This is a genomic window from Williamsia sp. MIQD14 (assembly GCF_051025635.1).
In the GTDB taxonomy this organism is placed as follows: Bacteria; Actinomycetota; Actinomycetes; order Mycobacteriales; family Mycobacteriaceae; genus Williamsia_A.
This window is the reverse complement of record NZ_JBPFDG010000001.1, coordinates 1,190,409-1,205,449: the sequence shown is the minus strand read 5'-3', so window position 1 is coordinate 1,205,449 and position 15,041 is coordinate 1,190,409. Positions and strand designations below refer to the sequence as shown.

Genomic DNA, 15,041 nt, shown 5'->3' with positions numbered 1-15,041 from the left:
GGGTCAGGCGAAGCGCGCGGCGAGACGCGTGAGGGTCTCGCTGATGCCCTCGCCGTTCTTCTTGTCGTAGCCGGTGAGCGTGAGCGCGGCCGGGAGCTTGGCGGTGCCGTAGTTGAACGACTCGGTCACCGTGGTGACGCCGGGGGTCTTCTCGTCGAGCTCCCACCGCCACTTGTGGCCCATCGGGTGCTGCCATTCGACGACCTTGTCGGGCACGATCTCGGTCGCCGTCGAGGTGATCTTGTAGGGGAAGCCGAACTGCTTCATGCCGACGCTGAACTTCGCGCCGGTGGTCAGGCGGTCAGGACCCTTCACCGCGGAGTCACGAACGGTGCCCGAACCGTCGAGCTCGTGGTGGCGGTGCGGGTCGGCGACCAGGGCGAAGATCTCGTGGGCCGGCGCGTTGACCTGCACCTGGCGGGCGACGATCTTCGGGCCGATGTCGACGGAGGTCACGGTGGAGTTCGTCATGTCCCTCACGCTACGCATCCGCTCCGACTATGCAACGGGCTTGCAACGTCGATCGGCGTAGCGTCTGTGGTGCACATCACAAGTACCCCGTGCGGTGATGACGACGACTGGTCGTACCAGCATGCGCGGGCCAGGACAGGGAGGTCCAGACATGGCAGTGTTCGCCAACCCCGGAACCGACGGCGCGGTGATGAACTTCGAGTCGCGCTACGACAACTGGATCGGTGGCAAGTGGACGCCGCCGGTCAAGGGTCAGTACTTCGAGAACCCCTCGCCCGTGAACGGCAAGACCTTCTGTGAGGTCGCCCGTTCGACCGCCGAGGACATCGACCTCGCACTCGACGCCGCCCATGCCGCCGCCCCCGCCTGGGGCAAGACCTCGGTCGCCGAACGCTCGCTGGTGCTGCTCAAGATCGCCGACCGCATCGAGGCGAACCTCGAGAAGATCGCCGTCGCCGAGTCGTGGGACAACGGCAAGGCCGTCCGCGAGACGCTCGCCGCCGACATCCCGCTCGCCGTCGACCACTTCCGCTACTTCGCGGGAGCGCTTCGAGCACAGGAGGGTTCGCTGTCGCAGGTCGACGAGGACACCGTGGCCTACCACTTCCACGAGCCACTCGGCGTCGTCGGCCAGATCATCCCCTGGAACTTCCCGATCCTCATGGCGGTCTGGAAGCTCGCCCCGGCACTGGCCGCAGGCAACGCGGTCGTGCTCAAGCCGGCCGAGCAGACGCCCGCCTCGATCCTGTTCCTCATGTCGATCATCGGCGACCTGCTGCCCGACGGCGTCATCAACATCGTCAACGGTTTCGGTGTCGAGGCGGGCAAGCCGCTCGCGTCGAGCAACCGGATCCGCAAGATCGCGTTCACCGGTGAGACCACGACCGGCCGGCTGATCATGCAGTACGCCTCGGAGAACATCATCCCGGTGACCCTCGAGCTCGGCGGCAAGAGCCCGAACATCTTCTTCGCCGACGTGATGGCGTCCGACGACGGGTTCCGCGACCGCGCCCTCGAGGGCTTCACGATGTTCGCCCTCAACCAGGGCGAGGTCTGCACCTGCCCGAGCCGCGCGCTGATCCAGGAGTCGATCTACGACGAGTTCATGGATCTCGCCGTCGCCCGCGTCGAGAAGATCAAGCAGGGCAACCCGCTCGACACCGACACCATGATGGGTGCGCAGGCCAGCAACGATCAGTTCGAGAAGATCGTCTCCTACCTGAGCATCGGACAGGAGGAGGGCGCGAAGGTGCTCACCGGTGGCGAGCCGTTGAAGCTCGACGGCGACCTCGCCGGCGGCTACTACGTGAAGCCCACGGTGTTCGCGGGCAACAACAAGATGCGCATCTTCCAGGAGGAGATCTTCGGACCCGTGCTGTCGGTCGCGACGTTCTCCGACTACGCCGAGGCCATGTCGATCGCCAACGACACCCTCTACGGGCTCGGTGCGGGCGTCTGGTCGCGTGACGGCGCGACCGCCTACCGCGCGGGCCGCGAGATCCAGGCCGGTCGAGTGTGGACGAACACCTACCACGACTACCCGGCACACGCGGCCTTCGGCGGCTACAAGGCCTCGGGCATCGGGCGCGAGAACCACCTGATGATGCTCGAGCACTACCAGCAGACGAAGAACCTCCTCGTCGGTTACGCCCAGGGAGCCAAGGGCTTCTTCTGAGATGACTGCCACCGACAGGGTTGTCGCCACAGAGTCCGCGGTGGAGCTCCTGACCAAGTTGTCGGAGCTCCACGGCGGCCTCATGATCCATCAGTCCGGTGGATGCTGCGACGGTTCGGCCCCGATGTGCTACCCGGCCAACGAGTTCCGCGTCGGGCAGCGCGATGTGTTGCTCGGCGAGATCGACCTCGCCGATCCCATTCCCGCCGTGCGGGTCTGGATCCAGGGCGACCAGTACGAGGTGTGGAAACACACCCAGCTGATCCTCGACGTGGTGCCGGGCCGAGGAGCCGGGTTCAGCCTCGAGGCGCCCGAGGGTGTGCGGTTCCTCGCCCGTTCGCGGGTCTTCAACGAGGCCGAGAACACCTGGCTCGACGCCTGCCCGCCGCGGCGGGGAGCGGAGTTCGCGACCTGAGTCCGGACCCGCCTGCCGCGTGACCTGCACCGCCGCCCCGGTTCGTCTGTGATCGAGACGACCGGGGCGGTCTGCGTCCTACCGGTCGCGCTGCGCACCCCGACGGTTCACCATGGATCGATGACCGTCGACGACCTGCCCGTCTCCTCGCACGACCTCGTGCTGGCGACCGGCGCCGCCGTCGAGGTGCTCACCGCACTCACCGAGGTCCACGGTCAGCTGCTCGTCCACGAGGCCGGCGGCACCTGTGCCGGATCGGACCCCATGTGCCACCCCCTGCGTGAGTTCCACGTCGGGTTGCGAGACGTGGCCGTCGGCGAGATCGCACTCCCCTCCCCGCTGCCACCGACCCAGGTGTGGGTGTCGCCCGAGCGACACGAGCTGTGGCACGAGGCCGAGATCGTGCTGGGCGTGGCCGCCGGACGCGGATCGGGGTTCAGCCTGGAGGCGCCCGACGGGATCCGGTTCGTCGCGCAGCCGTTCGCCGAGCCCGCGCCCGCCCGCTAGGTTGGAACCGCCCGTGACGCGAAGACGTCGGGTCGGGGTAGGAGAAGTCGATGTCGTCTGTACGGGGCAAGGTCGTGCTCATCACCGGTGGCGCTCGCGGTATCGGGTGTGAGACCGCTCGAGCGCTGGTCGGAAAGGGCGCGAAGGTCGTCATCACCGACCTCGACGAGGGACCCCTCGGCCTGATCGGTGACGAGCTGGGTTCGTCGGCTGTCACCGTCGTCGCCGATGTCACCGACCTCGCGGCCATGGAACGCGCCGTCGCAACGGGCATCGAGGCCTTCGGCGGGATCGACATGGTGCTCGCCAACGCCGGCATCGCCAGCTACGGGTCGGTGCTGAACACCGATCCGATCGCGTTCCGCAGGGTCGTCGACATCAACATCACCGGCGTCTTCCACACCGTGCGCGCCGCGCTGCCCTCGGTCATCGACCGCAAGGGCTACATCCTCGTGGTGTCGTCGCTCGCCGCGTTCACCCCCGCGCCCGGCCTCGCCGCCTACAACGCGAGCAAGGCCGGCGCCGAGAACTTCGCCAGTGCACTGCGCCTCGAGGTGAAGCATCTCGGTGTCGACGTGGGTTCGGCGCACATGTCGTGGATCGACACCCCGCTGGTGCAGGACGCCAAGAAGGACCTCTCCGCGTTCGCCGAGATGCTCGATGCGCTGCCCGGTCCGCTGAGCAAGACCACCACCGTCGACAAGTGCGTCGACGCCTTCGTCGCCGGACTCGAGAAGCGCAAGCGCCGCGTGTTCGTGCCCGGCTGGGTGGGTGCCATCGGGTGGCTGCGCAACGTGATCACCTCGCCGATCGGCGAGAAGTCCTCGCTCGCACAGGCTCCCACCGTCATCCCCAAGATGGATGCCGAGGTCGCCGCCCTCGGGCGCTCCACCAGCGCGCGCAACATCGACAGCGGCGCGGTGGTCGAGAGCGATCACTGATCGCCGCAGGAGGTCAGTCTCGGGTCGTCGCGGAGCGGCGTGACAGCACGACTGCGGCAGCTGCACAGACGGCGGTCGTGACCACGGCGCTGATGATCCCGGTGTTCGTCGCCGCGGAGTAGCTCAAGCCACCGAAGCCGTCGAGCCCGTCGGAGTCGGTCAGCGGTGTGTACGCGGTCCACCCGACGCTGGCGCCGGTGGTGCGCGTCAGCAGTGGCAGCGCCACCAGGGCGCCGATCACGACGGCGCCGTCGGGTGGGGTGGCCCCGCGAACCGACGCCGTGAGCACCCACCCGGCCACCGCGGGGACCACGAATCCGCCGGCGATTACCGGTATCGCGGCGGACAGATCGCCGTCGAGGAACTGCGTCGCGGTGAGGAAGGTCAGCAAGACCACTCCCACCACCACGAGTCGCGATGACCCGGTCGACGCGGACTCCCGTGACAACGCGAACGCCACGGCCGCGCCGAATGCGACGAGCGCGGCGAGGACGACGGCCATCGTCATACCGTTCGCGGTCGTGCCGTCGGCGCCGTGGGCGGCCACGACCGCGACGGCCGCGAGCCAGATCAGGCCACGCCGACCCGGTGTGAGCACCGCGATCGCCACGGCGCCGGCGGCGAGGACGTAGCCGCCGAGGAACGTGTGCAGGCCTGTCGAATCACTCACCGCGGAACTGATCCAGCGCAGGAACCACCAGAAGACCAGGGCCCCGCCCACGGTGGCCGCAGCCGCGATGCCCACCGACGGCACCGGCGGACGTTCCACGGGCTCGGCGAATCGTCGTCGGAGCGTGACGGCGAGAACCACCGAGGCGACGACGACGAGGCCCGCGCCGATCACGAGCACCGCGTCGCCGGCGAACCGTGTGTACGACCCGTCGGACGGGAGGTAGTCCGCGTATCGGCGGGGCGTGGACGGTTCGCGAAGGCGGATGCGGGCGAGTGCGGGCACCGCGTAGCCGCCGACGACGAAGCCCGCGACGATGGCGGCGAGAGCGGCCCTGACACCGATCGTCGACGCGAGTGCGACCGCGCCGCCGAGCGCCGCGCCCGCTCCCGCGGTCACGATCGCGGGTGGGGTGTCGAGCAGTGCGGCGACGACGAGAACCGTTGCGCCCGCGCCCATACCGGCGAGGGCGATGCCGACGCGCCCCGGCACGACGGCGACCACCAACGCCAGGAGCCCGCCGAGCGCGATGGCGGTCGGACTCGAGTCGTACGGGAACCCCGGCAGAGATGCCGAGAAGCCGAACACGTCACCTCTCGCGGTCGGCGCCGTGAGGACCGCGCCCGCGACGACGCCGATGACGGCGACGCACGCGATCCCGAGCCGGTTCATCCGGTGATCAGCTCGCGACCATCTCGGCGCTGATGTCCCAGAGGCGTTCGGCGAGAGCCATGTCGGTGCTCTGTCGGCTGGAGGTCGCCGGCTTACGCTTGGCGAAATAGCCGCCGGGTTCCCAGTCCGAGCCCGGTGTCGAGGTGGCCAGCCACACGAGGGTGTCGGCGCCCTTGCTCGGCGAGATCGTGACGAGGTTCTTGATGACGGGCGTGTGGTAGGCGAATCGCATCAGGTGGGTGGTGTCACGGGCGAAGTTCGTGCCGACGATCCCGGGATGGAACGAGGCCGCTGCGATCCCGCGGGCGCCGTACCGCTTCTGCAGTTCACGGGTGAACAGGATGTTCGCCAATTTGGCGTCACCGTAGGCCTTCTCGGGCGAGTAGTTCTTCTCGTTCTGGAGGTCATCGAGATCCAGCCGACCCCACTGTTTGGCCGCGACGCTGGCCGACTGGATCACGCGGGCGTCGCTCTCGGCCAGACGGTCGGCGAGGAGTTCGGTCAGCAGGAACTGCGCGAGATGGTTCACCTGGAAGGTCTTCTCGAACCCATCGACGGTGACTTCGCGGTCGCCCATGATGCCGCCGGCGTTGTTAACGAGCACGTCGATCCGCGGATGGTTCTCCAGCAGGGTCGTCGCGAGCGCGCGGACCTGGGCCAGTTCGGCGAAGTCAGCGACGTGGTGGGGTACGCCCAGCTCCCGAGCCACCGCGGCGGTCTTCTCGGGGGATCGGCCGACCAGTACGACATCGTGGTCGGGAGCGAGCGCACGCGCTGCTGCGGCCCCGATCCCGTCGCTGGCGCCGGTGATGACGATCGTCTCGCGTGGTGTCATGGCGCCCATCGTGTCAGGCGCCCTCGGCGGTTCAGACCCCGGACAACGGCGTCGAGAACACGCAGGGCGCTATCGGAGCGCTCGGGTCGAGTGCCCGCATGACGTAACTCAGTGCGCGGCGGTCGTAGACGATCGCGAGGTGGTCGGTGTAGTTCTGCGAGCACGAGTCCTGCAGCAGGATGTTGGTGACGTTCGGTCCGCGGAGGAATGCGGTGGTGTACGGGGTCACCACCTCGTCGTATCGCGTCTCGATCACGGTGTAGCGGATGCCGGGCACGGTGTCGCCGCCGGCGTTGAGGCGCCGCAGGAAATCCGATCCGGCGATCTGCTGGCGGATCGCCGCGCCGAGTCCGAGTCGGAGCGCCTCGGGCACACCGGGAATCGAGGCGAGGCCGAGAACCGTGGTGCCGTGGCTGGACGGCGCGAGCCCCACGAGGTTGTCGATGGTGGAGCGGCCGCCGAGGTACTTGGCGTAGTACCGCGCCATCATGCCGCCTTGGGAATGCCCGACGATGTCGACCTTCGGTGCGCCGGTGGAGGCCCGCACGCGATCGACAAATCGCGCGAGCTGCGCAGCGGACTCCTCGATGGGGCCGGTCCCGCCGACCTTCGCAGCACCGGGGAACCCGAGGTAGTTCGATGCGGGCTGCTGGCCGAAGGTGAACGCATAGACGCAGTAGCCGGCGTTCTTCAGCAGTGGTGAGAGCGCCTGCCAGTCGATGGTCATGTTGAACAGCGTCCCGTGGGCCAGCACCACCGGACGGGGGTGCGCACGGCTCGGACGGCAGGTGAAGTCATTCGAGCCCGGGGGAGCGGAGTCCGGCCGCGCGAGGGCGGTCGCGGTGGCGGCGTTCAGTGAATACTGCACGGGCAGTGGGGCTGCGGCCGCCGGTGAGCCCAAGGAAACGGTGATCGCCGCGGCGGCGACCATCGTGATCAGTACCCTCATGGCCCGCGTGTCGATCATTCGCTCAACGTACGACCGGCTGAGGTCGGATGTCCTCGTTTTGCGACGAATGCTCGGCGAGAACGCGGTGCCGACTCCGATCACCACTCCGCCTGATCAGGCCGGGGGTCGCCCGCGCGCCGCGCGATCAGCGTCAGTGCTGCGCCGCACGCGACGACGGCGATGATCATGGGAACCGCGGTCTCCGTGGCCGCCGACAACGTGCTCGGGCCGAAGTACCCGCTGGCGTCGAAGCTCTCGGGGCCTTCGCTGCCGACATAACCGAACGCGATGAAGTGGCTGCGCGGTGAGAGGATCCAGAGAGCCGGACCGGCCAGCGCGATGGCAAGGGTGCCTGCCGCGGGTGTTCGCCCCGAGCGCAGGAGTGCACCGACGGTGAAGGCAACTGCTCCGGGTGCGATGAACAGGGTGGTGAACGAGTACACCGCGTCCATCGCCGAGCCGTAGACGAGGTACGTCGCCGCGCACACCGCGAGCACGACGATGCCGACGATGGGCCGCCCGACGCGGCGTCCGACCAGTGCACCGGCGATCGCCACGGCCACGGCGACGATGAGCCACGCGCGGTGGTCGGGAACCCAACTGGTGTCCCCCGCGCGCGACGCCGTCCAGGCGGCGAACGCGGCGAGCGCCGACCCACCCGGTCCGCCCAGGATCACCGCGACCGCGAGAATGATCGCCACCTGGATGAACCCGAGGTACCACTCGTGAGTCGACTCGTCGTCGCTGACGGTCGCGGTGTTCCACCCGATGACCGCGACCGCCATCGCGGCCACCGCCACTCCCAGAACCGCTGCGCGGCCGTCGATCCGGGGCGCCGGCGACGACATACGCGACGGTGAGAGCACCGCTCGCACGTGCGGATTCAGGCCGGCCGCGAGGGTCATCGTGATCAGGAGGAGAGCAACGGTCACCGACTGCACCGAGATGACCTGGGTCGCTTCACCACGGGGGTAGAAGACGAAAGGATTCGTCAGCGGTTGGTGCACAGCGACTCCCACGATCGCACCGAGGGCGGCCGCGGTCGGCAGCCCTCGGATGTGGCTCGCGACATCGGTCGACCACCGCACCGTGCCGCCGAGAACGAGGCCGGCGAGTGCCGAGACGACATACGCCAGGATCAGCGAGTCATCGGGGTCGACGGTCAGAGTGGACCCCAGGACGATCGCTGCCGCGAGCACCACAAGGAGACGGGCCGACGAGGGCATCGGCACCGACGCGACGAGTACCGCGAGCACTGCGCCGAGGGCCTGAGCGGCGGTGGGGCTGTCATAGAGCGACCGCCATCCGTCAGCGAACGAGCCGGTGGTCACCGAGGTGAGGGCGAGGGTGGCACCTGCCGAACCGGCGCCGACTCCCACAGTGAGGGCGACGCCGGTCGATCGTGTCAGCTCCGGCACGGGAAGAGTCCGAGAAAGCGGTCCATCTCGACACTGTGTCATCGGGGATTCGGCGCCGGCGCGGATTGGTAGCTCTGCGTACTACATCGTGGTCAGAACAAACCGGTCAGGCCGACGGCGTTGATTCTCGTGCCGTACGCATGATGACGGCGGCTGCCAGGACGACACCGACGACCATGAGCACACCGACGTAGCCGACGACACCGACCCAGCCGGCCGCGGTGAAGGCCAGGCCACCGAGCGCGCCGGCCACCGAGCTGCCCAGGTAGTAGCCGAAGAGGTACAGCGACGAGGCCTCGGCGCGGTGGTCGCTCGCCCGGGCGCCGACCCAGCTGCTGGCGACCGAATGCGCGCCGAAGAAGCCGGCGGTGAAGAAGAAGATGCCGACCAGGGTGCTCGGCAACGCGTCGGGGACGGTGACGATCAGGCCGGCCACCATCACCGCGATCGAGACCCCGAGGACGCGACCGCGTCCGTGGCGATCCGACATCCGGCCGGCGTAGGTCGAGGAGAACGTGCCCGCGAGGTACATGAGGAAGACCAGGCTGACGATGCTCTGCGGCAACGAGAACGGCGAGTCGAGAAGTCGGTAGGCGAGGAAGTTGTAAACGGTGACGAACCCGCCCATGAGGACGAACGCGAGACCGAACAGACACAGCATGGGGACATCACGCAGGTGACCGGCGAGGTTGCCCACCACGATCCGCGCGGTCACGCGCTGCGGCACGAAGTTCCTCGACGGCGGCACCAGCCGGATGAAGACGATCGCGAAGCCGAGCGACACCAGGCAGGCGATCTCGAGTGCCCATCGCCAATCGACGACATCGGCGGCCAGCCCCGGTACGAGACGGCCGGTGAGACCTCCGATGGTGGTGCCGGAGACGTAGTAGCCCATGGCCTTTCCGAGGGACGGTCCGTCGATCTCCTCGGCGAGATAGGCCATCGCGACCGCCGGGACGCCGGCGCACAACACCCCGACGAGGGCGCGTCCGACGAGAAGGACCTCGATGCTCGGCGACCACGGCAACACCAGACCCAGGATCGATGCCGCGACGGCGGAGATCACCATCACGCGCACGCGGCCGTACCGCTCGGACAGCACGCTGGCCGGGATGATCGTCAGTGCCAGCAACCCGGTGGTGAGCGACACCGTCAGCGCGGAGGTGGTGGGCGAGACCCCGAAGTGGTCGGAGAAGACCGGCAGCATCGCCTGCACGTGGTACATCGCCATGAAGGCGGCCATACCCGCGGCGAACAGCGCCAGCGTTGCCTTGCGGAACTCTCTCGATCCGGCGGGATGGCCGGCGAGGTCCGTCGCGGCCGAGCCGGATACACGCACTGCTGAACTCATGTCGTCTCACATTTCCATCCGGTGCTTCGGAAAGGAAATGAATCATTTCGGGGTTCGTCATGCGTAAAACGCATATACGCTGATCAGCGTGCAGTCGGATTTCGAGTGGTTCGTCGATCTCGCCGAGACCGAGAACGTCAGCGTGGCCGCACAGCGGCTCCACGTGTCGCAGCCGACGTTGTCGCGCGCGCTGGCGCGGCTCGAACGGGAGATCGGCGCCACCCTGTTCGACCGTCGCGGGAAGCGACTCGCCCTGAACGACCGGGGGCGTGTCTACCTCACGCACTGCCGTCGGGCCCGGGCCGAGATGGAGGCCGCACGGCACCAGATCGCCGACATGATCGATCCCGTCGAGGGAACGATCCACCTGTCGTTCCTGCACTCCTTCGGGGTGCGGTTGGTGCCCGAGTGGATCGGAGCGTTCCGGCGCGACGCGCACGTCTCGTTCACGCTGAGCCAGGACGCCGCCGAGACCGTCGTCGGCCGTGTGCTCTCGGGTGAGGCCGATCTGGCCGTCGTCTCACCTCGGCCACGCAGCACCGAGGTCGCGTGGGCGCCGCTGATGCGTCAGCGCCTCGGACTCGCCGTGCCGCTCGATCATCGCTTCGCGACCCGCTCGGAGGTCGCGTTCGACGAGGTCGCCTCGGAGTCGTTCATCGCGATGGCCCCCGGATTCGGTATGCGCCGCATCCTCGACGAACTGTGCGCCGCCAACGACTTCCGCCCCGACATCACCTTCGAATCCAGCGAGCTGGGCACGATGGCCGGTCTCGTCGGCGCCGGCCTCGGCGTGGCGGTGCTCCCCATCGAAGACGGTGCGCAGACACCGGCGACCGTGTCGCTCATCGCGCTGTCGGGATCGCAGACCACCCGCGAGATCGGGCTCATCTGGCAGCGAGATCGTGCGCTGCCGCTACCGGCCGCGCGGTTTCGCGACTTCGTCGTCGAACGGTGCGCCACGGGGTCATGATCGTCGGATGGACGTCTTCCGCACCCCCGACGATCGCTTCGAGAACCTTCCCGGTTGGGATCACGAGCCCCGCTATCTCGAGTGGGAGGGCATGCGGATCCACTACGTGGACGAGGGTGTCGGCGATCCCATCGTGCTTTTCCACGGTGAACCGACGTGGGGTTACCTCTACCGGAAGATGATCGAACCGCTCGTCGACGCCGGGTATCGCGTGATCGCCTACGACCACATCGGTTTCGGACGGTCGGACAAACCCACCGACCGGCACTGGTACACCTACGACCGTCATTCGGCGGTCGCCGACCACGTGCTCGACGAGTTGGGTGTCGAGAACGCGACCGTCGTCGTGCAGGACTGGGGCGGCCCCATCGGTCTGCGCTGGGCGACCGAACACCCCGACCGCGTCGCCCGGCTGGTCATCATGAACACCGGGTTGTTCACCGGGAAGGTCAGCAAGGGGTTCCTCGCCTGGCGTGACTTCGCCGAGCGCACCCCCGACCTCCCGGTCGGCGGCATCATCGCCGGTGCTACCGCCACCGACGTGCCGCCCGAGGTCATTGCCGCCTACGACGCGCCGTTCCCGACGGTCGAGTCGAAAGCCGGTGCCGCGCAGTTCCCGCTGATCGTCCCCGTCGATGCCGCATCTGTCGGCGCGGACGTCCTCACACGGGTCTCGGATGACCTGCGCCGGTGGACGACGCCGGTCCTGCTGGCCTTCTCCGACAGCGACCCGGTGTTTCCCCACCCCCGGTCGGGCCAGGTGTTCACCGACCTCATCCCCACCGCCGGCGAGCAGGTCACCATCACCGGCGCCGCCCACTTCCTCCAGGAGGACCGCGGCGAGAAGATCGCCGAGGAGATCATCGCGTGGATGGGCGGGTCCTGACCTGACCCCGGGTGTCCGCGCTCCGCGGAGCGCGGCCGATACGCTGGGAACGAGCGCGGCGAACGTGCGCTCACCGGTCGGAGGAGGCAACAGATGTCGGTGTCGCTGGCGAAGGGCGGGAATGTCTCGCTGTCGAAGCAGGCCCCAGACCTTCGCGCGGTGAGCGTCGGGCTGGGTTGGGACGTGCGTGCCACCACCGGAGCGGACTTCGACCTCGACGCCAGCGTGCTGGCCGTCGGATCCGACCGGAAGGTGTTGTCGGACAGCTACTTCGTCTTCTACAACAACCTCACGTCACCCGACGGGGCGATCGTGCACACCGGGGACAATCTCACCGGCGAAGGTGACGGCGACGACGAATCGGTCAATGTCGACCTCAAGGCCCTCGATCCGCGGGTGGAGTCGATGATCTTCGCGGTCACCATCCACGACGCGGACAACCGCAGACAGACTTTCGGTCAGGTGGTCAACGCGTTCATCCGCGTCGTCAACATCGACGACGGCGTCGAGCTCGCGCGCTACGACCTCAGTGAGGATGCATCCACCGAGACGGCGATGGTGTTCGGCGAACTGTATCGGCGCAACTCCGAATGGAAGTTCCGAGCCGTGGGGCAGGGCTATGCGAGCGGACTCGCCGGCATCGCGCGTGACTTCGGCGTCGACGTCGATTGACGCGTTCCGCGGAGCGCGGTCATGCGGCGATCGGTGTCGACCTACCGGCGCGCCATTCCCACGCGGCGTACAGGACTTCGAGGGTGTAACCGAGATCGAGACGGCCGCCTTGGTGCGGCTTATAGACGCCTCGTGGCTGGTGAGCGATACCCCAGACGAAATTGCCCAGCTTGCTCAAAACCGAACTCCTTTAACGCGTCTCAAGGTGGCGGCTCAGCTGTCTCACTGGTTTAGCCGGCTCGCGCAGGGCTGATGTATTCGACGCTACCGATACCGGGTCGCACGCGCTCCACCTCTGGAGAACAGGCCGTGTGCGGGACTTATCCCTCTTTCACCCGCGCATAGACGGCCTTCAGGCGTTCGATCGTTGCGGGGTCGAACAAGTGCGCTGTCTCCGACAGGATTTTAGATACGCGGCGTAAGCGATCGTTGTAGGCGCGGGCACAGGCCTTCTGGATGTGTTCGGCCAACTCCACCGCGGGTAGCTCGAGAACGTGATCGGAAAGCACCACGCTGTTCACCCGACCATTACGATCAACAGTCACTTGCACCCCGCCACGCAGCTCGTCCGCTTGCCCGACAGCCGCGTCGATCGCTCTTGCTGCGTCTATTCGGGTCTTCGGCGTCATTTCGGTTCAGGCCTGCCCTGCTCAACCCATTCCAGATAATTCTTACGATTGTTCCTGAAAGTGAAATCCCACAAGTTGCCTTCGTGACGAATTGCCGCGACTCGGGGGGACGCGATCACGCTAAGCAGCATTCGATTGTTCCAAGGTTGTTCGATTGCCGGGCCAACTTCGGTAATCGAATACTCTGCGTCTTTCACCTGGTTGACCCATTTACATTCTAGGTGATGGACATACATGTGGCCAATGAGTCCCACGAACAGAAGGTACGTGTGGGTATTTTCCTTTGCTTTGACAGTGGCGCGATCCGGAAACAAACGAAGGAAATGTTTTTCGGCGACCAGTAGTGCGTCGTCCCGGTAGTAGTCTCCTTCGAGTTCAGGCACGAGATCATCGAATTCGCAAAGGTCGAACCCCAACTCGATCATGGTCACCCATGCCTGAAAGCTCTCATCTTTCTGCGCGGCAACAAAATTTGGCCTACTCCACCACCAGCCTGCCATTTCCATCAACCTCCTATGACGACCGAGAACTTGCCCTGAGAATCAACTTCCAGCTGCCTGAGCTGAGCCATTTGATCCGGATTCAGGGGTTCCTTCAGATAGTAGCGCATAGGCCATTCTTGATTGAGAACCATTTCTTTGTCGACTCCAAACTGTCGGTCAAACGTCGCCTTGTCGACTTGGCCACTTTTGCACTCGACTGCTTGCCTTCCCTCCTCGTTCATGAAATCCCATCGCCGAGCGCCTTCCTCAGTATTCTTCAGCCCGTTCGGCGCTTATCTTTGTGGGTCCCAACCGTTTTCTTTAGTGAGTCCCGCCTCATCCTGGACATAATCCTCGTAGTCTTTGCCCTGCTTTTGGGCATTGCGGAAGGCTTCACGTGTATTCCACCAGCTCTCTTCGTCGCGAGCGGGCAACCCCAGCTTGGCTTTGCCGGCACGGTACGCGTCGTAGTCGGCCTTGCGGAGTGACTGCAGGTCTTCGGCCGTCAGCCTCGCCGCATTTCCGCCCGCTGCCATCGCGGATATGCGGGCGACCGGCAGACCGGCGAGACCTTCCATGGTGGCGGCGATCCGGGCCCCGACCGCGGCAGGCGCGGCGGCGCCCCCGGCCACCGCGAGTGTGGTGCCCTCGAAACCCCGCACGGTGTTGGCGATCGCGGCGCCCACACGACTCAGATTCGCCTCGGCCGCCGCACCGCCGCCCATCGCAGCAAGTCCTCCAGTGACGAGCATGGTGATCCCGCCGATCAACGCGGTTTCGATCACCATCTCCGCGGCTTGGCTGATGATCTCGCTGTGTGCGGCATCGATGTTCGCGGCGTGGGCTTCGCATGTGTCGACCAATGCGCGCGAGGCAGAGGAAATGTCGGCCATGGAGCCGTAGAGCTGGTTGAAGAGGTCGGTCGCGGCGTCGAGGTCGGGTGAATCCTGGGCGTTGATGACCTTCATCTGGTCATAGATCTGCCAGGCGTTGGCGTCGACGTCGGAGGCGAGATCGTGCCAGGCGGTGCGGCTCGACCGCAGCCGGTCCTGGTGGCCGTTCGGCCACAGTTTGCCTTGCACATAGCGCTCGATCAGAGTCCACCATGCGGGCGCACTGGACGGATCGCCCAGCGAGGACGGCAGACCCGTGGCCGGATCCGGGCCCGGTGTGGAATCGGCCGGCACTGAGCCGATGTCAGGGGGTGGCTTCTGAGCGGCGGCGGCGTTGGCGTCGTTGTGGTTCAGCGCGGTCGCACCGAGCATCAGGCCGAGGTTCCGGCAAGCGTCCGCCCAGGTGGCGACCGAGTCGTAGACGCTCTTCGCGGCCGGGTCGTACTGGCTGGAAAACGTGCCGGCGGCTGGATCTGTCCCCGCCATCCCGTGCTGAGCAGCGAGAGCGCCGTGCACTGAATCGAGTTTCTGCTGCGCACTCGTGCCGGTCAGATAGAGCGACTGCGCCGCCGTCATCAACGCCAGAGGGTCAACCGCAACCATGC

The 15,041-nt window shown here is 66.9% G+C and carries 16 protein-coding genes; 7 read left to right on the top strand and 9 right to left on the bottom strand.

Annotation, left to right across the window (positions count from 1 at the left end):
• Positions 1-3 precede the first annotated feature (3 nt).
• Positions 4-471, bottom strand: coding sequence for an SRPBCC family protein (locus ACQ7HM_RS05180; protein ID WP_434215148.1), 468 nt, complete (start codon positions 469-471; stop codon positions 4-6).
• 151 nt (positions 472-622) lie between these two features.
• Between ACQ7HM_RS05180 and adh the strand changes: the two genes are divergently transcribed.
• The 4 genes from adh to ACQ7HM_RS05160 all read left to right on the top strand — a co-directional run bounded on the left by adh (position 623) and on the right by ACQ7HM_RS05160 (position 4,009).
• The gene (gene adh / locus ACQ7HM_RS05175; protein ID WP_434215147.1) at positions 623-2,146 is read left to right on the top strand and encodes an aldehyde dehydrogenase; all 1,524 of its coding nucleotides are present in this window, start codon (positions 623-625) and stop codon (positions 2,144-2,146) included.
• 1 nt (position 2,147) lies between these two features.
• Positions 2,148-2,561 carry a DUF779 domain-containing protein gene (locus ACQ7HM_RS05170; RefSeq protein WP_434215146.1) on the top strand — a complete coding sequence of 138 codons (414 nt, stop codon included), beginning with the start codon at positions 2,148-2,150 and terminating at the stop codon, positions 2,559-2,561.
• Positions 2,562-2,681: 120 nt separating this feature from the next.
• The gene (locus ACQ7HM_RS05165) at positions 2,682-3,068 is read left to right on the top strand and encodes a DUF779 domain-containing protein (RefSeq protein ID WP_434215145.1); all 387 of its coding nucleotides are present in this window, start codon (positions 2,682-2,684) and stop codon (positions 3,066-3,068) included.
• Positions 3,069-3,118: 50 nt separating this feature from the next.
• The gene (locus tag ACQ7HM_RS05160) at positions 3,119-4,009 is read left to right on the top strand and encodes an SDR family oxidoreductase (RefSeq protein ID WP_434215144.1); all 891 of its coding nucleotides are present in this window, start codon (positions 3,119-3,121) and stop codon (positions 4,007-4,009) included.
• Between the two features lie 13 nt (positions 4,010-4,022).
• On the opposite strand, the gene ACQ7HM_RS05155 is transcribed toward ACQ7HM_RS05160, so the two are convergent.
• The 5 genes from ACQ7HM_RS05155 to ACQ7HM_RS05135 form a co-directional block, all read right to left on the bottom strand.
• Positions 4,023-5,351 (bottom strand): hypothetical protein, encoded by a 1,329-nt coding sequence (locus ACQ7HM_RS05155; RefSeq protein WP_434215143.1) that lies wholly within the window; start codon positions 5,349-5,351, stop codon positions 4,023-4,025.
• A gap of 7 nt (positions 5,352-5,358) precedes the next feature.
• Entirely contained in the window at positions 5,359-6,186 is an 828-nt protein-coding gene (locus ACQ7HM_RS05150; RefSeq protein ID WP_434215142.1) for an SDR family NAD(P)-dependent oxidoreductase, read from the bottom strand.
• A gap of 31 nt (positions 6,187-6,217) precedes the next feature.
• On the bottom strand, positions 6,218-7,135 hold the full coding sequence (locus tag ACQ7HM_RS05145) for an esterase/lipase family protein (RefSeq protein ID WP_434215141.1): 918 nt from the start codon (positions 7,133-7,135) through the stop codon (positions 6,218-6,220).
• A gap of 98 nt (positions 7,136-7,233) precedes the next feature.
• Positions 7,234-8,553, bottom strand: a complete 1,320-nt coding sequence (locus tag ACQ7HM_RS05140) for a hypothetical protein (protein ID WP_434215140.1) — start codon at positions 8,551-8,553, stop codon at positions 7,234-7,236.
• Positions 8,554-8,659: 106 nt separating this feature from the next.
• Entirely contained in the window at positions 8,660-9,904 is a 1,245-nt protein-coding gene (locus tag ACQ7HM_RS05135) for an MFS transporter (RefSeq protein WP_434215139.1), read from the bottom strand.
• A gap of 88 nt (positions 9,905-9,992) precedes the next feature.
• Between ACQ7HM_RS05135 and ACQ7HM_RS05130 the strand changes: the two genes are divergently transcribed.
• From ACQ7HM_RS05130 to ACQ7HM_RS05120, 3 genes are all read left to right on the top strand, one after another.
• Positions 9,993-10,874 (top strand): LysR family transcriptional regulator, encoded by an 882-nt coding sequence (locus ACQ7HM_RS05130; protein WP_434215138.1) that lies wholly within the window; start codon positions 9,993-9,995, stop codon positions 10,872-10,874.
• Between the two features lie 7 nt (positions 10,875-10,881).
• On the top strand, positions 10,882-11,760 hold the full coding sequence (locus tag ACQ7HM_RS05125) for a haloalkane dehalogenase (protein WP_434215137.1): 879 nt from the start codon (positions 10,882-10,884) through the stop codon (positions 11,758-11,760).
• A 93-nt stretch (positions 11,761-11,853) separates the two neighbouring features.
• A complete protein-coding gene (locus ACQ7HM_RS05120; protein ID WP_055784298.1) occupies positions 11,854-12,432 on the top strand; it encodes a TerD family protein in 579 nt (192 codons plus the stop codon).
• A 320-nt stretch (positions 12,433-12,752) separates the two neighbouring features.
• On the opposite strand, the gene ACQ7HM_RS05115 is transcribed toward ACQ7HM_RS05120, so the two are convergent.
• The 3 genes from ACQ7HM_RS05115 to ACQ7HM_RS05105 all read right to left on the bottom strand — a co-directional run bounded on the left by ACQ7HM_RS05115 (position 12,753) and on the right by ACQ7HM_RS05105 (position 15,039).
• Complete coding sequence (locus tag ACQ7HM_RS05115) at positions 12,753-13,061, bottom strand: hypothetical protein (RefSeq protein WP_434215136.1); 309 nt, start codon at positions 13,059-13,061, stop codon at positions 12,753-12,755.
• Entirely contained in the window at positions 13,058-13,567 is a 510-nt protein-coding gene (locus ACQ7HM_RS05110) for a hypothetical protein (RefSeq protein WP_434215135.1), read from the bottom strand. The genes ACQ7HM_RS05115 and ACQ7HM_RS05110 overlap by 4 nt, the downstream gene beginning before the upstream one ends.
• Positions 13,568-13,836: 269 nt before the next feature.
• Entirely contained in the window at positions 13,837-15,039 is a 1,203-nt protein-coding gene (locus tag ACQ7HM_RS05105) for a hypothetical protein (protein WP_434215134.1), read from the bottom strand.
• Positions 15,040-15,041 lie beyond the last annotated feature (2 nt).